Source organism: Seleniivibrio sp. (assembly GCF_021209385.1).
Classification (GTDB): domain Bacteria; phylum Chrysiogenota; class Deferribacteres; order Deferribacterales; family Geovibrionaceae; genus Seleniivibrio.
Map to the genome: position 1 here is coordinate 1 of NZ_JAJOIL010000025.1, position 20455 is coordinate 20455.

21 protein-coding genes are annotated in these 20455 nt (G+C 48.5%); 17 read left to right on the forward strand and 4 right to left on the reverse strand.

Annotated elements, in window-relative coordinates:
* From LRY47_RS07570 to LRY47_RS07610, 9 genes are all read left to right on the forward strand, one after another.
* Positions 1-911: 4Fe-4S dicluster domain-containing protein (locus LRY47_RS07570; RefSeq protein WP_295223855.1), on the forward strand; the 911-nt coding region annotated here is incomplete at its 5' end.
* A complete protein-coding gene (locus LRY47_RS07575; protein ID WP_295223856.1) occupies positions 908-1741 on the forward strand; it encodes an FAD/NAD(P)-binding protein in 834 nt (277 codons plus the stop codon). The genes LRY47_RS07570 and LRY47_RS07575, both read left to right, overlap by 4 nt.
* Positions 1738-2484: a hypothetical protein gene (locus LRY47_RS07580; protein ID WP_295223857.1), complete on the forward strand. Its 747-nt coding sequence runs from the start codon at positions 1738-1740 to the stop codon at positions 2482-2484. The genes LRY47_RS07575 and LRY47_RS07580 overlap by 4 nt, the downstream gene beginning before the upstream one ends.
* The gene (locus LRY47_RS07585) at positions 2477-3793 is read left to right on the forward strand and encodes a Ni/Fe hydrogenase subunit alpha (RefSeq protein WP_295223858.1); all 1317 of its coding nucleotides are present in this window, start codon (positions 2477-2479) and stop codon (positions 3791-3793) included. The genes LRY47_RS07580 and LRY47_RS07585 overlap by 8 nt, the downstream gene beginning before the upstream one ends.
* A complete protein-coding gene (locus tag LRY47_RS07590) occupies positions 3786-4250 on the forward strand; it encodes a hydrogenase maturation protease (protein ID WP_295223859.1) in 465 nt (154 codons plus the stop codon). The genes LRY47_RS07585 and LRY47_RS07590 overlap by 8 nt, the downstream gene beginning before the upstream one ends.
* Positions 4213-4938, forward strand: coding sequence for a SprT family zinc-dependent metalloprotease (locus LRY47_RS07595; protein ID WP_295223860.1), 726 nt, complete (start codon positions 4213-4215; stop codon positions 4936-4938). The genes LRY47_RS07590 and LRY47_RS07595 overlap by 38 nt, the downstream gene beginning before the upstream one ends.
* 55 nt (positions 4939-4993) lie before the next feature.
* Positions 4994-5269 (forward strand): type II toxin-antitoxin system Phd/YefM family antitoxin, encoded by a 276-nt coding sequence (locus LRY47_RS07600; RefSeq protein ID WP_295223862.1) that lies wholly within the window; start codon positions 4994-4996, stop codon positions 5267-5269.
* On the forward strand, positions 5259-5579 hold the full coding sequence (locus tag LRY47_RS07605) for a type II toxin-antitoxin system RelE/ParE family toxin (RefSeq protein ID WP_295223863.1): 321 nt from the start codon (positions 5259-5261) through the stop codon (positions 5577-5579). Before LRY47_RS07600 ends, LRY47_RS07605 begins: the two co-directional genes overlap by 11 nt.
* A gap of 12 nt (positions 5580-5591) precedes the next feature.
* Entirely contained in the window at positions 5592-6104 is a 513-nt protein-coding gene (locus LRY47_RS07610) for a DUF3795 domain-containing protein (RefSeq protein ID WP_295223864.1), read from the forward strand.
* Here the strand turns inward: LRY47_RS07610 and LRY47_RS07615 are convergent.
* A complete protein-coding gene (locus LRY47_RS07615; protein WP_295223865.1) occupies positions 6073-6747 on the reverse strand; it encodes an RluA family pseudouridine synthase in 675 nt (224 codons plus the stop codon). The genes LRY47_RS07610 and LRY47_RS07615 overlap by 32 nt on opposite strands.
* The gene (locus tag LRY47_RS07620; protein WP_295223866.1) at positions 6747-7601 is read right to left on the reverse strand and encodes a class I SAM-dependent methyltransferase; all 855 of its coding nucleotides are present in this window, start codon (positions 7599-7601) and stop codon (positions 6747-6749) included. Before LRY47_RS07620 ends, LRY47_RS07615 begins: the two co-directional genes overlap by 1 nt.
* A 147-nt stretch (positions 7602-7748) precedes the next feature.
* Here LRY47_RS07620 and LRY47_RS07625 point away from each other — a divergent pair, with 147 nt between their 5' ends.
* The 8 genes from LRY47_RS07625 to LRY47_RS07660 all read left to right on the forward strand — a co-directional run bounded on the left by LRY47_RS07625 (position 7749) and on the right by LRY47_RS07660 (position 17106).
* The gene (locus LRY47_RS07625; RefSeq protein ID WP_295223868.1) at positions 7749-9203 is read left to right on the forward strand and encodes a circularly permuted type 2 ATP-grasp protein; all 1455 of its coding nucleotides are present in this window, start codon (positions 7749-7751) and stop codon (positions 9201-9203) included.
* A gap of 1 nt (position 9204) precedes the next feature.
* Positions 9205-10131, forward strand: a complete 927-nt coding sequence (locus tag LRY47_RS07630) for an alpha-E domain-containing protein (RefSeq protein WP_295223869.1) — start codon at positions 9205-9207, stop codon at positions 10129-10131.
* Positions 10131-11159: a putative zinc-binding metallopeptidase gene (locus LRY47_RS07635; protein WP_295223871.1), complete on the forward strand. Its 1029-nt coding sequence runs from the start codon at positions 10131-10133 to the stop codon at positions 11157-11159. Before LRY47_RS07630 ends, LRY47_RS07635 begins: the two co-directional genes overlap by 1 nt.
* A gap of 361 nt (positions 11160-11520) precedes the next feature.
* Complete coding sequence (locus LRY47_RS07640; RefSeq protein ID WP_295223872.1) at positions 11521-14148, forward strand: chemotaxis protein CheW; 2628 nt, start codon at positions 11521-11523, stop codon at positions 14146-14148.
* Between the two features lie 68 nt (positions 14149-14216).
* Entirely contained in the window at positions 14217-15368 is a 1152-nt protein-coding gene (locus tag LRY47_RS07645) for a permease (RefSeq protein ID WP_295223873.1), read from the forward strand.
* A gap of 8 nt (positions 15369-15376) precedes the next feature.
* Positions 15377-15661, forward strand: a complete 285-nt coding sequence (locus LRY47_RS07650; protein WP_295223874.1) for a thioredoxin family protein — start codon at positions 15377-15379, stop codon at positions 15659-15661.
* Between the two features lie 4 nt (positions 15662-15665).
* Positions 15666-16070: an arsenate reductase ArsC gene (locus tag LRY47_RS07655; protein WP_295223875.1), complete on the forward strand. Its 405-nt coding sequence runs from the start codon at positions 15666-15668 to the stop codon at positions 16068-16070.
* Between the two features lie 73 nt (positions 16071-16143).
* Positions 16144-17106, forward strand: a complete 963-nt coding sequence (locus tag LRY47_RS07660) for an SLAC1 anion channel family protein (protein ID WP_295223876.1) — start codon at positions 16144-16146, stop codon at positions 17104-17106.
* Between the two features lie 98 nt (positions 17107-17204).
* Here the strand turns inward: LRY47_RS07660 and LRY47_RS07665 are convergent, their stop codons facing one another.
* Both LRY47_RS07665 and LRY47_RS07670 read right to left on the reverse strand, forming a co-directional pair.
* On the reverse strand, positions 17205-19130 hold the full coding sequence (locus tag LRY47_RS07665) for a (Fe-S)-binding protein (RefSeq protein ID WP_295223877.1): 1926 nt from the start codon (positions 19128-19130) through the stop codon (positions 17205-17207).
* Positions 19123-20451 (reverse strand): electron transfer flavoprotein subunit alpha, encoded by a 1329-nt coding sequence (locus tag LRY47_RS07670; RefSeq protein WP_295223878.1) that lies wholly within the window; start codon positions 20449-20451, stop codon positions 19123-19125. Before LRY47_RS07670 ends, LRY47_RS07665 begins: the two co-directional genes overlap by 8 nt.
* Positions 20452-20455: the final 4 nt, after the last annotated feature.

The following is a 20455-nucleotide window of genomic DNA, read 5'->3' on the forward strand; positions in this document are numbered from 1 at the left end:
CGGAGGTCTGTCTTGACCACATCCCGACGATTCTGCCGCCGAAAAAATATTTTCTCCCGCAGCACGAAACCCTTCTGGAATATGATACCACCGAAGGGCAGAACATGCAGGCTTTTGTTGAGATAGAGCCGATGGTCATCCTTGGCGTTCACTCCTGCGACATAGCAGGGATTCAGTGTCTGAACCATGTTTTCATGGACAGACCGAAGGATTACCACTATCAGGCTCGCCACGACAAGATACTTCTGATTGGTTATGAATGTCTTAAAAAATGCGACGGTTTCGCTTCCTGCGGGCTGATGCAGACCCACACGCCCACGGGTGGATACGATATATTCATGACGGATATGGGCGACCATTACTATTTCAGTATCAACACGTTTGACGGTAAGGGCATGGTTCAGCTTTTCGACGGGTTTCAGCTTGCTGATATTGCCGATGAGAAAATGTTGAAAAAACTCCGTTCGGATAAGAAAAAACTCTTCAAAAACGAAACTGACGTGAGCCTTTCGGAGATACCATCCATATTTGAATGGGGTTTCGACAGCCACGTCTGGGACAGAACGGCTGAAAAATGCCTCTCCTGCGGAAACTGTACAAACGTCTGTCCCACCTGCTACTGTTTCGACGTCAACGACGAACCGGAGCTTAACCTTGCGAAAGGAAGGCGGGTTCGCGTATGGGATTCGTGCCAGAACGAAACCTTCGCCATCATAGCCGGCGGAGAGAATTTCCGTCCGAAACGCGCACAGCGCACAAGACATCGGTTCTTCCGTAAATTCAAATATCCTGTCGTGCGATACGGTAAATTCTTCTGCACAGGGTGCGGAAGGTGCAGCAGGCAGTGCATGGCTTCAATAAATCTGAAAGAGACCATATCAAACCTTAAAAGATCGTGGGGTGAGATATGAGAATACCGCTGAAAAAATCCGGATACGAGATAATCAAGGCGGAAGTGATTAAGATAACACCTATGACCGCCACGGAAAAGCTTTATGAGATAAAGCTTAAGAACGGCGAAAACCTTGACCACGACCCCGGTCAGTTTGTTGAGGTGTCTATATTCGGTGCGGGCGAGGCTCCCATATCTGTCTGTTCTTCACCGACGAATCAGGAAACGTTCGAGCTTTGTATCCGCAAGGTGGGGCGCATGACATCCGTTCTGCACAACCTGAAAGTCGGCGATGAGGTTGGCATCAGAGGCCCCTTCGGCGTGGGATTCCCCGTGAATCTGCTGAAAGGCAGGGATATGATATTCATTGCGGGCGGGCTTGGCATAGCTCCCCTGCGTTCCCTTATAAATTACGTTCTGGACGAGCGCCGCGACTTCGGAAAGGTTGACATACTTCTCGGATGCAAGACGCCTGACAAGATGCTTTTCGGCAAAGAGGTTGCAGTCTGGGCGGAGCGGATGGACGTGAACTTCTGCTGTACGGTTGATAAATCCGACCCCGAATGGAAAGGGAACGTGGGGCTTATCACAATCCTTATTCCCGGGGTGAATTTCAATCCTGACAACACCTTTGCCGTGGTCTGCGGCCCCCCTGAAATGTATATTTACGTCATTCAGGAGCTTCTGAAAAAAGGTATGCCGGAGAACAGAATATACGTTTCTCTGGAAAGACATATGAAATGCGGAATGGGCAGATGCGGACACTGCCAGATACACCAGTATTACTGCTGTATGGACGGTCCAGTGTTCCCCTATGACAAGGTGAAAGACCTTGAGGGGGCGATATGAGCAAGCCCAAGGTGGCATTTTTCGACCTAGCCTGCTGTGAAGGCTGTCAGCTTCAGGTGGCAAATCTTGGCGAAGAGCTTCTCGATCTCCTCGGTCATATTGACGTAGTTGAGTTCCGCGAGATAATGAGCGAGAAGTGGGAGGGCGAATATGACCTTGCCATCATCGAGGGGAGCGTTACAAACGAGGAAGCCGAAGAGAAGGTTAAAGAGATACGCCGCCGCTCAAAAATGGTCATGGCATACGGTGCCTGTGCTGTTAACGGCGGAATAAACGGTATAAAGAACAAACGCCCTATGGACGAGAACGGTATGATAGTCTACGGCGACAGATTCAAAGATTACCCCAGCAAGCCCACAAAGGCAGTGGGGGATATCATTGAGGTCGACTACATAGTGCCGGGCTGTCCGATATATCCGCCGGAGTTTTTAAAGGTGCTGAAAAGCGCTCTGGCAGGGCTTGAATACATAATTCCCGACCATGCGGTCTGTGTTGAGTGTCGTTTCAACGAGAACGAATGTATGTACGAAAAGGGCATAAACTGCATGGGACCCATAACAAGGGCTGGATGCAACAGCTGGTGTCTGAACAACGGAAACAGATGCTACGGATGCCGCGGGCTGCTCAGTAACCCGAACATACACGGGGCAAGGGACGTTATGAAAAAATATGACCTCGACCCAGACGTTATACTGAAATCCATCGACATGTACAATGCGGCGGCGGGAGGTAAAGATGAGTAAGAACCTCTCCGTAAACGTTGAATTCCTCACCCGCGTTGAGGGACACGGACACATTGTCGTTGACATGAAGAACGGGAAGCTGAATAAATGCGAACTGAAAATCGCCGAGGCGCCGCGCTTTTTCGAGGCTATGGTGCGCGGCAGGAGCATATTTGAACTTCAGCACATCACATGCCGCATCTGCGGGATCTGTTCTTGCGGTCACAGCCTTGCAAGTATTCAGGCGGCGGAGGATGCCATAGGTTTCACCCCGTCAGAGCAGACTGTGATGCTCCGCAAGATTCTGCTGCACCTTGAAAATCTTGACAGTCACATACTTCATATATATATGCTGGTGGCTCCCGACATGCTTGGTAAAAAGAGCGCCCTTGCCCTTACGGCAACCCATGGGGACGCCGTGCGCCGCGCACTCAGGATGAAAAAATGCTGTAACGATGCCTGTGCGGTGCTTGTGGGACGGCACGTTCACCCCATTTCGTCAACAGTAGGTGGATTCACAAAGATACCTTCGGAAGCCGATCTGCTTGAAATGAAAAAACATTTTTCAGCGATAAAGCAGGATCTTCTGCCGACCCTTGAGCTGGCGAAAACCTTTGTATTCCCTGAATTTGAAAGGGAAACGGAGTATGTTTCTCTTGCAAACGATACGGAATACGCCCTTCTGAACGGAAAAGTGAAATCCAGCAAAGGTATTCTGAAAGATAAGTCCGAATACAAAACCCTTACTAATGAGTTTCTCGTTCCGCACTCCACTGCGAAACACTGTAAACTGTCCGGTGAATCATATATGGTGGGCGCGCTGGCGAGATTCAATAATAATTACGATATGCTCCACCCGCTTGCGAAATACGCGGCGGACGAGCTTAGATTAAAGCCTGTCTGTTCAAATGTTTATCTGAATACGGCGGCGCAGATAGTGGAATGTTTCCATTTCACAGACGACGCTATACAGATAATCGACAGACTGCTTGAGAAAGGGACGGATAAGTCTGAGGCGATAATCGTGGGGCTTAACGAAAACGAGGTCATAAAAGTTAAGGCGGGTAAAGGCGTCGGTGCCGTAGAGGTGCCGCGCGGACTGCTTTACCACAGCTATGAGGTTGACAATAAAGGAACTATTCTGTCAGCGGATTGTGTTATCCCCACGGGTCAGAACCTTGAAAATATAGAACTTGATATGCGTAAACTTGCTTCTATGGTTTGTGACAGACCGCAGGAGGAGGCGACTCTTCTGTTTGAGATGATGGTCAGGGCATACGACCCCTGCATCTCCTGTTCCACACACGTTCTGGAGGTGGATTTTGTCTGATACTGTCAGAGAGATACTGCCTGCCGAAAATGGCGTGACACTCTATGTCGGACTCGGAAACTCCCTGCGCGGCGATGATTTCGCCGGCTCGCTTCTGATAACCATGATAGAGCCGCGGGACGGCATCGTTCTGTTTGATGCCGGAGAAAAGACAGAAACTGCTTATGACAAAGCCCTTGAGATAAAGCCTGTAAAGGCGGTGTTCTTTGATGCGGCGGATATGAGGCTTCCTTCGGGAACTGTCCAGATAGTCTATGAAGACACACTCTCCATGAGCGCAGTCAGCACCCATAAAGTACCTCTGCCTCTCATAACAAAGCTCATCCGCGAAGAGACCGGAGCGGAGATAGTTATCTGCGGGATTCAGCCCGCCTCCGTTGAATTTATGCATAAGATGGACGAATCCGTGAAGGAATCCTGTGAAACTCTGGCGAAGATCATCAACAACAGCCGCTAGCTCGAAAGAACTCACTGCGGGCGGCATCAACTTTACCCATGAAATAAAACCTCAGCTGAAAAGAGTTTATATCCGTATCGGCAGCGACAGACGTATAATTCTTCGTTCTGCGCAAATGTCAGAAAAAGACGCTGTGTCCATAATTTTGTCAAAATCAGCATGGATTCGGGCTAAATTAGAAGAAATAGTGGATAAAGCGCCCTTTGACCCCCTTCAGAAGATGCACTATCTTGGGGTTGAGTATGAAAACCAGTGGATTTTTAACGAAAAGATGGGAATCGGCTCCGTAAAAATAGGTTTTTATGCAGATAAATGTATTTTTGAATATAATCCGAAAATGATGCGCGACGAGATACTGCTTGAGAAGCTGGATGCTTTTTACAGAAAAGAGGTAAAGAACATAGTGCCTCCGCTGGTGGACAAGTGGTCAGGCATCATGGGCTTAAAGCCTAAATCCGTGACCTTTCGTAAGGCTAAAAGCCGCTGGGGCAGCTGTTCTTCAAAGGGCGGACTGTCTTTCAATATATATCTGGCAAAACTCCCACCTGAATGTATTGAATACGTTGTTGTTCACGAACTTGCCCACCTTGCCCATCATAACCACGGCAAACACTTCTGGGCGCTTGTGGAAAGTTATATCCCCAACTATGTGCGTCTGCGTAAATCTCTCAAACAATACTCCGTGTGAGTTTATATTGATTTTAAGGTCTTAATTTAGTATCATATTAAGACCGGAGGATACTATGGATATTAAAAACAACATTAAGCCTATTTCATATATAAAAGCCAACGCCGCCGAGGTGCTTAAGCAGGTCAACGAGACCAGAAGCCCCATCGTGATAACCCAGAACGGCGAATCCAAAGCTGTTCTGATGGACGCTGGGTCTTATCAGGAGATGATGGACGCCATGGCGATGCTGAAAATTATAGCTATGGGCGAAAAGGACATTGCCGAGGGCAGAGTGCTTACTCATGAGGAAGTCGGAAAAAAGCTGAAGGAACAGCTGGATGCACTTTAAGGTCATATGGAGTGAGCCTGCGAGAAATGACCTTAGGTCGTTAGTTGAATACATTTCATATGACGATAAGGAAACAGCACGCAGGATTGGTACTGAAATATATGAGGCAGTGGGTAAACTTTCTGAATTGCCAAATCGTTCCAGACTTGTGCCGGAACTGAGACTGTACAACAATATCAGTTTCAGAGAGATTTTAATTTCTGTCTGGCGCGTAATATTTACGGTGATGAACGATACTGTACTGGTGTATGCTGTTTTGGACAGCAGGCAAAATGTAAGCGATATTTTATCCAAAAGATTAGTTTTATAAGACAGGTGTTTTATGACAAATAACGGACAGCCGGTTCTGGCGGCGGTTTGCGGATTATACTGCGGCGGATGCGCACTATATCTTGCAACAGAAAATAACGATACCGAAAAACTTGAATATTTTGCCGAGATGTTCGGCACGGACATAGAGAACGTTAAATGCGACGGATGCCGTTCCGGAAGGGTGAACGGATACTGCCGCAACTGCGAGATGGTGAAATGCGCAAAATCCAAGGGTGTGAACTCCTGCGGAGAGTGCGAAGAGGTTCCCTGCGAACTGTTCGCTACTTTTCAGGTGGCGAGACCACACAGAAAGGATATTTACAGGGATTTCGCCCGTATAGCGGAAGTCGGTGCCCACCAGTGGGTGCTTGAAATGCGCGAGAGATATTCATGTCCAGCCTGCGGATACCCTAACTCTGCGTATGACCTTAAATGCCGCAGATGCGGACACGAACCGTCGAACGCTTATGTTGCGGAACACATGGACGAAATTAAAAAGTATCTTGCTCTGAAAAACGACTGAAAGGAAAAACGTCGGGCAGAGGTGCCGTGACGGTTATAAATTCTTTTGATACCGGATGGACGAATGCCATGCGGAAATGGTGAAGAGCTATTGCTCCGTTGTCCATTCGGTTTTTGCTGCCGTATTTTTCATCACCGAATATCGGATGACCTGTGTGCGAAAACTGACCGCGTATCTGGTGATATCTGCCTGTGTCAAGCGTCACTTCCACAAGTGACCTGCCGCCGTCGACCGCCTTGACTTCATAGCTTAACACAGCCTCTTTGGAACCCTCGTGGGGTTTATCTGTGATTCTCGCCATGAATCTCATATGCGAATGATGATGTTTCAGAATACCGTGAGAATTCTTGAAAGTTCCTTCCACAACAGCCATATATACTTTCTTATGTTTTTTGTCCCGCATGGAGGCGTTAAGGCGTGAAAGCGCCTTGTCTGTTTTTGCAAATAGCACGGCGCCGCTCACCGGAGTGTCCAGCCTGTGCAGTGCGTGTAGGAAAACGTTGCCTGTTTTCCCGTCCCGCTCGCGCAGCCACTCTTTCACCCTGTCTTCAAAACTGTCATTGTGTCCGTCCGAAGGCTGCGTAGGGATGCCTGCTGGTTTGGATGCGGCTATGACGTGGTTATCGGCGAAAAGGATATCCATCAAAGCCCCTGCTGTTTCCATGCGGCGAAGAATCCCGCCGGAACAGGTATTTCCGTTTCTCCCCTGTCGAGAGTCAGTTCTGATGTCTCTATCTCGCCGTTTGTTCCCGCCATCATCTGTGTCAGCAGGTTTTTCAGCGTCATGGGGGTATAGCCGGGTGTGTGGCATGTGAGAACCACAAAAGCAGGGTTGTTGCTCAGAACTTTTTTTATCAGTTTGAGTATTTCCGGAAGGTGGGTGTCTATCTTGAACACCTCTCCCTTGCTGCCTCTTCCGAAGCTGGGGGGATCGAGAATTACCCCGTCGTATTTAGAGTTGCGTTTCTCTTCGCGTTTAAGGTATTTGATTACGTCGTCGGTGATGAACCTCACCTTTGACTGGCTTATCTCGTTGAGTTTTATATTGCGTTTTGCAAGGTCGTTTATCTTCTGGGATGCGTCGACGTGGGTAACGTCCGCTCCCTCTTTTGCGGCGGCTATGGTTGCCGCACCGGAATATGAGAAGAGGTTAAGCACGCGCAGCGGTCGGTTAGCATTCTTTATGCGTTCGCGCACCCATCCCCATGAGTATCTGTGTTCGGGGAACACGCCGAGGTGTCCGAAGTCTGTGGGAGAGATGTAAAATTTAAGCCCGTCGAGGTCTATGATCCATTCTGCGGGCATGTTTTTTCTGTATGACCAGCTGTTTCCGCCCTCGCGGGAGAAAATTGCGTGAACTTCCTGCCATCTGCTGTCTTTCAGTGTCTTCTCCCAGACAGCCTGTCCGCAGGGTCTGTCTATGATGAATCCGCCCACGTCCTCAAGTTTTCTTCCGTGTCCGCTGTCCAGCAGACGATACGATCCTGACTTCGACATTACATCCTCCGAAATAAATAATTTAGCACATTACATATTTAACTCAACAAGTTTAATTGGTCTGGTGTAGAATGGATGATAACCACGGTCAGTTGACAATAATTGTTCATCAGATTAGAATCAGCGCGTAAATGTTTGGAGGCAAATATGTCCATCAACTGGAACGAATATGAACCCGGGAGATTTTACGACGAGCTTTTCCAATCAAAAGGAGTACCCAGAGAGGCGAGTCGCGATGTTTTCCGCCACCTGCAAAACCTTTCCACGCAGGACATCTACAGAAGAAAAAAGACGGCGGATGCCGCCATTGTGGAGCTTGGAATCACCTTCACGGTGTACAGCGACGGCACGAACATCGACCGCGCATGGCCGTTTGACATCATACCCAGAGTTATCTGCGGGATAGAGTGGAAACGCGCGGAAGAGGGGCTTAAGCAGAGACTTAAGGCGCTTAATATGTTCATCAATGATCTTTATAACTCTCAGGAGATAATCAAAAGCGGGGTGGTGCCTGCGGATGTAATATTGACATCTAAAAATTTCAGGAAAGAGTGCATCGGAATGACACCTGCCCACGGAGCATGGGCGAACATATGCGGAAGCGACATTGTGCGCGACGGCGATGGAACTCTTTATGTTCTGGAGGATAACCTCCGCGTTCCGTCCGGTGTTTCCTACATGCTTGAAAACCGCAAGATAACCAAACGCGTTTTTCCTGAACTCTTCAAAGATATCAACATCATACCCGTTGACGACTATCCGGCGAAACTTTTTGATATGCTTACTTCAATCGCTCCTGTCTGCGACAGGGAACCGGAGATAGTCGTTCTGACCCCCGGTATATTCAACTCCGCATATTTTGAACACGCCTTTCTTGCCCAGCAGATGGGCGCGGAACTTGTTGAGGGTGCCGATCTGTTTGTTGACACAGACGACAAGGTCTATATGAAGACAATATACGGTCTCACTCAGGTTGATGTTATCTACCGGAGAATAGATGATGATTTCCTCGACCCAGAGGTGTTCAGGGCTGATTCTGCTCTGGGTGTGCCGGGGCTTATGCGCGCATGGAAAAAAGGTAACGTGGCAATAGCCAATGCGCCAGGAACAGGCGTTGCAGATGATAAGGTCGTGTATGCATACGTTCCGCAGATGATAGAGTTTTATCTGGGCGAAAAACCGCTGATACCCAACGTTGAAACCTTCCTCTGCCGCGATGATGACCAGAGGCTCTATGTTCTGGACAACCTCGAAAAACTGGTTGTAAAACCTGCCAACGAATCCGGCGGTTACGGAATGTTGGTGGGTCCCCATTCAACGGAGGAACAGATAGAACAGTTTCGGTATCTCATAAACGAAAATCCCAGAAATTATATAGCACAGCCGACTCTTTCGCTTTCGGTGACGCCCACGCTGACCGACAAGGGAACCCTTGCCGGACGGCACGTCGATTTGCGTCCCTTCATCCTTCAGGGTGAAAGCTCATACTGCACGGCGGGCGGTCTTACCCGCGTTGCTCTGCGCGAAGGCTCCCTTGTGGTGAACTCTTCACAGGGCGGCGGAAGCAAAGATACTTGGGTAATTGATCCGGAGGAGGCGTAAGATGCTGTCAAGAGTTGCAAACAGAGTTTACTGGCTGGCGCGCTATATGGAGCGTGCGGAAGATATGGCAAAGCTGGCGAACGTTTACGCCAACCTGATGCTGGACATGCCGAAGGGAACCGACATTGTTTGGTACAACCTGATAACCATCATGGATGCGGAAGAATCCTTCGCGGATCTTTATGAAGACAGGTCGGAGACCAGCGTCATGAGCTATCTTATAAGTGACGACCGCAACCCCTGTTCACTGTTCTGCTCGCTGGCTTTTGCCAGAGAGAACGCCAGAACGTCCAGAGATATTCTGCCCAGCGAGGCGTGGGAAGTGGTCAACGAACTGTACCTCCTTGCAAAAAAAGAGAAGGATTGCGTTGCGACCAGAAGTAAACGCTATCAGTTCCTTACGCAGATAATCAAAGGCGGGCAGAGGCTTGAGGGCATGCTCGTCAGCGGTCTTTCACGCAATTCCACATATAATTTTTTACAGATAGGAAGACTTCTTGAGCGGGCGGATACCACCACCCGTATACTTGATGCCGGTTCGCTTCTTTTGCGAAGCAGTAAGCTGAAAGGTACGGAGGGGATAGTCTGGATGAACCTGCTGAAAGCTATGAACGCTTATCAGATGTACCGTCAGTCCATGCGCCGCAAGGTTGCCAGTGCCGATGTCATTGACTTTCTTCTCAAAGATGCTATGTTTCCCAGAGCGGTTGCCTATTGCACCCAGAGTATAGCCATTCTGGGGGAAAGGCTTCCGAACTCAGCACCCGTTGCCGAAAAAGCGAAGGCTGTGAACTGCCTTCTGGAGGGGTTTTCGGCAAAACAGGCGGATGTTAAGGACATACATGATTTTATGGACAGAACACAGATAGCTTTATATGAAATAGACGCCGCTATTGCTGACGCATGGTTTAATGCGGCTATAGGCTGATGAAAAGATTTTACTGTTCCTGCGGGGCAGAAATATTTTTTGATAATACAATATGTTTTGCCTGCGGAAAGCTGGTGGGGATTGATGTCGTCGGTTCGGAGATGTTCACCCTTAAGCACAAGGGCAAAGGTCTCCTTGCCGCCACCGTCGGCTCCAACACGCGCTATTACCGCTTCTGTGAGCACCGTTCGCCTGACCTGCTCGGCTGTAACCTGCTTATAAGAGAGGACGATCCGCATACGCAATGTGTTTCGTGCAGGCTGACCAGAACCGTTCCCGTTCAGGACATACCTAGAAATGTCAAGCGCTGGCGTACCCTTGAGGAAGCGAAAAGGCGTATGGTTTTCAATATGTACCGCCATCATCTCCCCTTTAAGAACAGAGAGGAAGATCCCGTTAAAGGTCTTTGCTTCGACTTTCTTGAGGACAGACGTTCCAACCCGAACGTTTCTCAGGATGTAGTCTATACCGGACACTCAAGCGGAGTTATAACCATAAACGCCGCCGAAGCGGATCCTGAATACCGTGTTTCCATGCGCGAGGAGATGAACGAGCGATACAGGACAACTCTGGGGCATTTCCGCCACGAGATAGGACATTATTTCTTTATGACCCTTGTTGAAGGTACAAAATGGGAACGTCAGTTTGACGTGCTTTTCGGCGATCATAAAAAAAATTATGACGATGCACTGAAAGCCTATTATGCCAATGGTCCCGCTCCGGACTGGCAGGAACACCACATAAGCGCGTATGCATCCATGCACCCGCTGGAGGACTGGGCGGAGACCTGGGCGCACTACATGCATATGATGGATACATTGGAGACAGCAATTTCATTCGGAGTGCTGAACGTAGATATTGAATATAGCGATTTCAGATCGGTGATTAACAAATGGGTTGAACTGACCGTTATAATGAATTCGCTGAACCGCAGTGTTGGCAAACCGGACGCTTATCCTTTCGTTCTAAGCAGTGAAGTTTATGATAAGCTGGTTTTTGTAAGAAACGTTATTCTCTCAGTCAGATAGTGGTTATTTTTTAAGCTTGCGATTAATTTTTAATCAGCACATGGTTTTGTTCTATGTGTGTTTCGTATAGGTCTATAGAAAAATTCAATGTCAAAATATTTTTATTATTTGCAAAAATATAATCTTTATTATGTCCCGTAGATTATGGCATATTCCTGTAACTCTTTTTTATTTTTCAGCTAAAATTTGTTTCTCCATTAAATTTTTAATTTTATAAACATGGTATGGTTAGCCGACGAATCTGTTTGGTGTAAAATATTTGAGTAAAATTTAACAATGGGTCTTTAATTAAATGATGCTATTGATAAATATGATGTGGCACGTTTCTGGCTAGTTTAACTTTCCGACAACGGGGGTATATATGTCTGCTGAAGAAATGGTCACCTATAAAGATATCGAAATTCCGAAATCGCTGATCGGGGTCATAAACCACATGGACAGTGTGGACGAATACCGTGAGGAACTGCTTCGGCTAGGCGCCCAGTGGGATCTGCTGACCATTCTGGGGCAGATGGTCGGCACGGGCACAGACATGACCGGAACCCGTAAGGGCTTTCTGGATCTTACAAATAAACTGCTCTGTCAGCTTGCACTGGAAAACATGCGAAAGACGGTGCAGGAGATAGCGTCGAAGGCGCAGGTTGCCGTGGATATCCTCATCCGCAACCTTTTCGAGCGCACCGCAGACATTGGCTTTCTTGCCACTGACGACGATATCAGAGATTTCATCATAAAAAACGAAGAACTTGACATCCTCTGCAAGGGCGGCGGTGACGAGCAGGTGTGTGACACGCTGAACAGAACGCAGCTGCGCGAAGAGATGAAACAGGCGCTCATTGAACGTTTTCGGGAATATATCGCTAAATACTCGGTATATTTCAACATAATTCTTCTGGATACGGACGGGAACGTTCTTGTGCAGATGGATCAGGACAGCAAGGTGTTAAAGACCTCCGATCCTCTGGTTAAGGACGCTGTTGAGGTTGATGGAGAATATCTTGAAGTGTACAGATATTGCGACCTTCTGCCGCAGAATGAAAAATCACTCATATACGCATACAGGGTAACAAGAAGCAATGAGGAAAAGGATGACGTTCTCGGCGTACTCTGTCTCTGCTTCCGCTTTCAGAACGAGATGGAGGGCATATTCCGCAACCTGTCGTCGAAAGACGACTGGTCGGTTAAGCTTATCCTCGATGCGGACGGCCATGTAATCGCCAGCTCGGACAGATACCATGTTCCAATCGGGGCTAAGATGGATATGGCGCTTAACAAAGAATACGGCATGGTTATCTTTGCCGGAAAGAAATATATCGCTAAGACCTGTCCCACAAAAGGATATCAGGGCTTTTTCGGACTCGGCTGGTACGGACACGTTATGATACCGCTTGAGAGCGCTTTTGAGATATCGGAAGAGAGTTCCGCGAAAAAGAGCATAAACGATAAGATCCTGGAGGCTGTAATGAGCGACCCGAGGCTGTTCTCGGGCGAACTGCGCAGTATTCCCCTTCAGGCGGAAAAGATTCAGAGCGACCTTGAGCGCACCGTATGGAACGGAAACGTGAAGGAGAGCGACCCTGCATCAAAAGTGCTTCTCTGGAGCATTTCCGGCACAGGCGCCAAGACCAAAAAGATATTTGAACAGTCCATTGGCAATCTGCACAAGACGGTCATAGATTCCATACTCTCAAACGTATGGTTCTGGGCGGCGCTTGCGGTGGATATCATGGACAGAAACCTTTACGAGCGTGCGAATGACTGCCGCTGGTGGGCGCTGACATCCGCCTTTAAGCGCATACTGGACAAACCGAAGATCGAGGCGGAAGATAAAGAGAAGATAAGCGGAATTCTGCAATACATAAACGGACTTTACACAGTATATACCAATCTGTTCGTATATGATTCATACGGAAGGGTGATTGCAGTTTCAAACCCCACCGAAGAACACATAGTCGGCTCTGTTCTCAGCAAAGATTTCGTACGCAATACTCTTGCTCTCAGAGAGAGTTGTCAGTACAGCGTTTCAAAGTTTGAAACAAGCGAACTCTACGGCGACAGACACACATACATTTACGGCGCAGCCATAACCTCTTTTAAAAACGGAAAAAATACTCTGGGCGGCATAGGGATAGTATTCGACAGCGAACCGCAGTTTGAGGCTATGCTTCACGACGCACTTCCGCGGAACGAACGCGGAGAGGTTGAAGAGGGCGTCTTCGGTGTGTTTGCCGACAGAAAAGGTTATGTCATAAGCTCCACCTGCTCAGATCTGAAAACCGGCGATATTATTGCAGTAGATAAAGAATTCCTCAATATGAAGAACGGGCAGGGTATTTCAAAGATAATCGAATACGGCGGTTATTATTATGCCGTCGGAGCGCATACAGGCAGCGGATACAGAGAATACAAACAGGGCGACGGGTACGAGAATGATGTAATTGCTCTGATATTCACTCCTTTGGCTAAGGTTTCCGCGGAGCAAGTATATAACATCCGCAGGCGCGGTGACAGCGTGCGCGTTAAAAGTGCGGCAGGCAGCAAGGACAGCATAGAGGTTGCAACCTTCTTCATCGGCACAAAATGGCTGGGTATAAAGACAGAAAACGTTGTGGAGGCTATCAACCCCGAGGGGCTTACAACCGTTCCCGGCAGTCATAAATTTGTAAAAGGCAGGCGGATATATAAAGATCTGCCGCTTTTGGTGGTGGATATACGCAGTGTTCTTGACCTGCCTGACAAAGAGGTAGATAACGACAGCCAGATAATCGTTCTGCGCTACAGAGACGACCAGCTTTTCGGTCTCATAGCTGATGCGCTTGGCGAAATACCGCAGATACCCCTTGACAGGGTGGAGTGTTCCGACCATATACTCGATAACAGCAAATACACCGAATGTATCGTAAAACCTGACCAGACACAGCCCAACGGCGAGATGCTCATGGTTCTGAGACCCGAAGGGATCATAGGGAAGCTCAAGGAAATGATATAATATTATATTCTTAGAAATATAATTGACATATCCTGCGGATGGTACTATACATCTGTCAGGAGATATCTATGAAAGAAATATACAAGTTTGTTTCGCTGGCGGCATTGTTTGCAGTGCTGTATTTTACACCGTTTGAATCGGTAAGTGTTTCTTCCGCAATTCTGGAGGGCTTCTATCTGCTGTCGGAATACGTCCGCCAGCATACGCTGACCTGTCTTATCCCGGCGCTTTTCATAGCGGGAGCCATAAGCGTTCTTATTTCGCAGGCTTCCGTGATTAAATATTTCGGTGCCGACGCCAAACGTGTCGCCGCCTATGGCGTTGCGTCCGTTTCAGGCGCTGTGCTTGCCGTCTGCTCATGCACCATTCTTCCACTGTTCGCAGGTATCTATAAACGCGGAGCCGGACTTGGTCCCGCCATAGCGTTCGTTTATTCCGGTCCCGCCATAAATATTCTAGCCATAGTGCTTACGGCAAGGGTACTTGGACTTGAGATGGGGCTTGCCAGAGGAATTCTTGCCATTCTCTTTTCAGTAATCATAGGCGTCGTGATGGCGTTTCTGTTCCGTGGAGAAGAGGCGGAGCGTCAGGCGCTTGCCATGCGGGATGTGAAGGCGGAGAACGTCCTTTTACAGATATTGTTTTTTGTCGCCATGACGGCGGTTCTGATATTCGCCACATGGGCTAAACCTGCTGTGGGCGGAACTCTTTTTGCGGCGATATATGATATGAAATGGTATCTTACATTTTTGAGTCTGTGCGCCGTTATACTAATGAGTTTTTATGTGCTTAACGCAGATCAGCGCAAACTGTGGATAGAGGAGACTTGGGGCTATGCTAAGCAAATAATTCCTCTTCTTTTCATAGGGGTTCTGATTGCCGGTTTTCTTCTGGGACGTCCCGGTCACGAGGGCGTGATACCTTCAGAATACATTTATATGCTGGTTGGAGGCAACGGTTTCGGTGCAACGCTTTTTGCCTCTGTGGCAGGCGCTTTGATGTATTTTGCAACTCTGACCGAGATACCTATATTGCAGGGTCTCATGGGTGCCGGAATGGGCAAAGGTCCCGCACTTGCGCTCCTGCTTTCAGGTCCCGCGCTCAGTCTGCCCAGCATGCTGGTTATACGCAGTGTCATAGGGCTTAAAAAAACAGTGGCATACGTTCTTCTGGTGGTTATTATGTCTTGTACAGCAGGAATGATATACGGAAATATGTGAGGTAAATCATGAAAATAAAAGTATTAGGTCCCGGATGCGTAAACTGTAAGAAAATGCACGAAATGACCCTTCAGGCGGTTAAAGAGCTGGGGATTGATGCAGATATCGAATATGTCAACGATATGACTGAAATATCCAACTATATAATGGTCACTCCCGGACTGGTTGTGGACGAAGTTGTCGTTCACGAGGGAAAACCCCTGCCCACAGTCCATGAGATAAAGATACTTCTCAAACAGAAGAACGCGTCAAGCGGCGGAAGCGGATGCGGCTGTTCCGGCTGCTGCGGTTAATAATATGAAGCGCGTACTTTTCGTATGTGTACATAACAGCGCCAGAAGCCAGATGGCAGAGAGCTTTCTCAACGGGCTGTCCGGCTTTTCGGCGCATAGTGCAGGGCTTGAGCCAGGCAGTCTGAATCCGTTTGTTGTGCGTGCAATGGCGGAAGTCGGTGTGGATATTTCATGCAACCGCACAAAGAGTGTGACGGAATTTCTGGGGCAGGATTTTGATTATGTGATTGCCGTATGCGATAAAGAGGCGGCGGACAGATGTCCTGTGGTTCCGGTTTCAGGTGAAAAGATGCACTGGGAGTTTCCCGATCCGTCGTCGTTTCAGGGAACGGATGAACAGAAGCTCGCCTTTGCCCGCACTGTGCGGGACGCCATACAGAAAAAGATTCTGGACTGGGCGGCGCTTTAACAAAATTTTACATGACAATCTGAATAATCGGTATATATTGTTTTCTGAATAAATAACAATTACCGAGGTTCAGATGGAAGAAACAGAAGTAAATCGTTTAAAGAATTTCCCCATAACGCTTTTTTCAACGGTTATGGGGCTTTCGGGACTTGCCATAGCATATATGCGCTATGGTTCCGTGATGAAGGCAGGCACCATCGGGTTTTCAAAGTATTTTCTGTATGCAGTGACCGTGTGGTTTGCCGTTCTTGTTCTTATCTATGCTCTTAAGCTGATAAAATATCCGACAGAGGTTAAGCACGAGTTTATCCACCCTGTGCGGATGAATTTTTTCCCCACCATATCTATTTCAATGCTCCTTTTAAGCATCGGATACGAGAACATATGCCACCCTTTTGCGTCTGCTCTGTGGTGGGCGGGTGCGCTTGTTCATATCACATTCACGTTTGTTATCATTAACATGTGGTTTTTCAGGGAGTATAAGATACACGCCATGAACCCAGCATGGTTCATTCCTGTTGTAGGTAATATACTTGTGCCTGTTGTGGGGGCGAATTTCGGCGGAACCGAAATGTCGTGGTTCTTCTTCTCAATAGGGCTTGTTTTGTGGATTGTGCTTTATACGATAGTTATTTACAGGGTTATTTTTCACGATGCTCTTGTGCAGAAGTTCATGCCCACGCTGTTCATTATGATAGCACCCCCTGCCGTGGGTTTTATATCATATTCAAAACTGACCGGCGGACTGGATTCGTTCGGCAGGATTCTTTTCTATTTTGCAGTGTTTACAACGCTTGTGCTTGTTTCCATGTTTCCAAGGCTGAGAAAAGCTCCGTTCTATATGTCGTGGTGGGCGTATACGTTCCCTATGGACGCTATTACCATCGCGACGATACTGATGTATAAAATGACGGGCGCAGTGTTCTTTAAGTCAATGGCGCTTGTTCTGCTGGCGGTTACGACGTGTGTTGTTGTGCTGGTGCTGGTGAGAACTGTTGCTGAAATGTTATCGAAAAAGGTTTGTATTCCGGAATAAAAAAAAGATCGCCGCGTCACTGTCGCTCCTCGCGAAGACGGAATGAAATTCAGGTCTCTGCGAGGAACGAAGTGACGAAGCAGTCTCATATATAATTCTTACAGAAGAACTGATTCTGCCAGAACTTCCGCTATATCCTTAACGAATATGCTTTTAGCATTAAGGTCTTTCATACCGTCTGACATCATCGTCATGCAGTAGGGACAGGCTGTGCAGAGAGTTCCTGCGTTTGTGTCCAGAGCCTGCTGAGCGCGGTTCACGTTGATACGCTCGCCCAGATTCTCTTCCATCCACATGCGACCGCCGCCGGCTCCGCAGCAGAAAGCTGTGTCTTTAGTACGTTCCATCTCAACGGGTGCTTTGCCTGTGATTGCCTTGATGATGTTTCTGGGCTGTTCGTAAACGCCGTTGTGTCTGCCCAGATAGCATGAATCGTGGTATGTTATCACGGATTTTTTATGGTTGTCGTTCACTTTCAGTCTTCCGTCGCGCACAAGCTCGTCCAGAAGCTGTGTATGGTGAATGACTTCGATATCAAGTCCGTACTGTTTGTAATCGTTTTTAAGTGTTGTGAAGCAGTGGGGACACTGTGTCACTATCTTCTTAACGCCGCGGGCTTTGAACATCTCGACATTCTTAAGCGCCATCTGCTCGAAAACGTATTCGTTGCCCAGTCTGCGCAGACTGTCGCCGCAGCAGAGTTCGTCCTTGCCGAGAGTTCCCCATGTGACCTGCGCTTCGTTCATAAGCATCGCCACGGCAAGTGTTATCTGTTTACTGCGGGAATCGAATGCTCCGGCGCATCCGACGAAGAAGAGATATTCCGTTTCTTCAGGGTTGAAGTCTTTTGCCTTAATACCTGAAAATACTTTTGTGCGTTCAGAGGGTGCTATACCCCAGGGGTTGCTTCTCTGTTCCATGTTCTCGAACAGGTTAAGCAGTTCTTCGGGGAAGTCGGAGTTCATCTGAACCATGTTTCTGCGCATTTTGATTATCTTGGGCGCATGTTCGATGAACACCGGACAGACCTCCATGCAGGCTCCGCAGGTTACGCATGCCCAGATAGCGTCTTTTGATATCTGGTGTTCGCCTTCGCCCACAAGTTCCGCCTGTTTGGCGTTCATGTTCTCTTTTATTTTATGGATAAGGGTTCTGGGGTTCAGCGGCTTTCCCGTGAGATTTGCGGGGCAGTTGACCTGGCATCTCCCGCATTCCGTACAGGTAAGGCTGTCCAGAAGGTCTTTCCATGTGAGATCCTGATATTTTTCAGCGCCGAGAACCTGAACTGTCTCAAAGTTTTCGCGCTGAGGGATAGCGGGTTTGTCCAGCAGTTTAAAGAATACGTTGGGGATAGCCGTAAGTATGTGCATGTGTTTGCTGTAAGGCAGGAAATTTATGAAGCCCAGCAGAAGCACCGCATGCGCCCACCAGAAGAACACCGCAAGTTTGTGTATACCTTCCGTATCAAGTCCGAGGTATGCAACAGAGAACAATGCGGAGAAGGGGGCGAATTTCCATGGAAGCCAGCCCATCATTATTTCAAATGATGTGATGCCGAAATATGCAAGCATCAGCGCGCCGATAACCCCGAGGATTATGAACGCCTCTGCTGTGCGCGATTCTTTATAGAGCGGGTGGAATATTTTTCTGAGTGCCGCTGCTATGACGGCTATAAGCACAAGAACTGAAACTATGTCGAACACGAGTTTCAGCCAGTGGTGTACGGGTGCGGGAAGCATCCCGAAAGAAATTCTGGGGAAAAGCCCGCTGAGGAGGAATTCTCCGTTTGCCAGCAGAAGGATGAGGAACGACCAGAACAGAAGCGCGTGGTTTATGCCGAAACTGCCTCTGATGACGCTCTTCTGGAATATCGCGTTGATGAGGGTTGCGGCTGTTCTGATTCCGCCTCTGTCGGTTCTGTTCAGCGATCTGCCCTGTCTGACCAGACCTATCTTTTTGGTAACGCTGTATGCGAAAAAGATCATTGATACAGCAAACAATATGATAAAAGGTATATTAACCATTTCTTCCACCTTTTTCAGCCCTTCTTCTTCTTATCTCTTCTGTGAGAGCGGGAACAATCTCGAACAGGTCGCCTACGATGCCGTATGTTGCCACTTCAAAGATTGGCGCGTCCTTGTCCTTGTTTATTGCGATGATAACGTCGGAATCCTGCATACCCACAAGGTGCTGTATGGCTCCGGAGATTCCGCAGGCGACGTATATCTTGGGTCTTACGGTCTTGCCCGTCTGTCCGACCTGTCTGGAGTGAGCCATCCATCCTGCATCAACAGCAGAGCGGGAAGCGGATACCGTTCCGCCCAGTTCGTCCGCAAGCTCCTGAAGTATCTTGAAGTTCTGCGGCGCCATCATTCCCCTTCCGCCGGAAACCAGTATCTCTGCGCCGGAGATGTCAACGTCGTCTGCCTTTTTGTCAGATACTATGCTCAGAACTTTGCTGAGGATGTCCTCTTCAACGACAGGAGGCTGTTCTGCGATTATGACTGCTTTGGATGCGTCGGCTTTTTTAGGCATGCCCATGACGCGGGGGCGTACGGTTGCCATCTGGGGACGGTATTTGTCGCACATGATGGTTGCCATGATGTTTCCGCCGAAAGCGGGTCGGGTCTGCATCAGGTTGCGCTTGTCGTCGATGTCAAGCCCTGTGCAGTCCGCGGTAAGTCCCGTCGCAACCTCTGTTGCCACGGCACCCGCAAGGTCGCGTCCCATACCGGTTGCGCCCATGAGGATAACTTCGGGTCTGTATTTTTCCACGAGCCAGCACATTGCCCTGTGATAGCTCTGGGTTCTGTAGTTTTTGAAAACGGGCATATCGGCGAGATACACCTTTTCAGCGCCGTATCTGCCTGCGTCTTCGGCTATGTGGGCAACGTTTTCGCCCATCACCACAGCGCAAAGCTCAACGCCGAGCTTGTCGGCGAGTTTGCGTCCTTCGCCCAGAAGCTCCCATGAAACGTCTGCGGCGACCCCTTCGGTCTGTTCCACAAACACCCAAACGCCTCTGTACTGCGCCAGATATTCCTTGAGTTTTTTATCCTCTTCGGAAAGTTCCTCTTCGGCTGCGCCTGCGGCTTTCTGTTTTTCCCATGCCTCAAGCTGAGCTTTCTGCTCATCGGTGAGGAACATATACAGCGCGTCGGCGGGACATACTTTGATACATTTGTCACAGCCGATACATTTTACTTCATCTATTATAGGTGAGCCTTCGCCGTCCATTTTAACTGCGTCAACGGGGCAGGCGCTTTCACACCTTGCACCGCAGGCTATGCAGGTGTCGGGCTTAAGCCTCGCCTTGCCTCTCGGTTTTTTTATCTTTTCTGCCATCTTG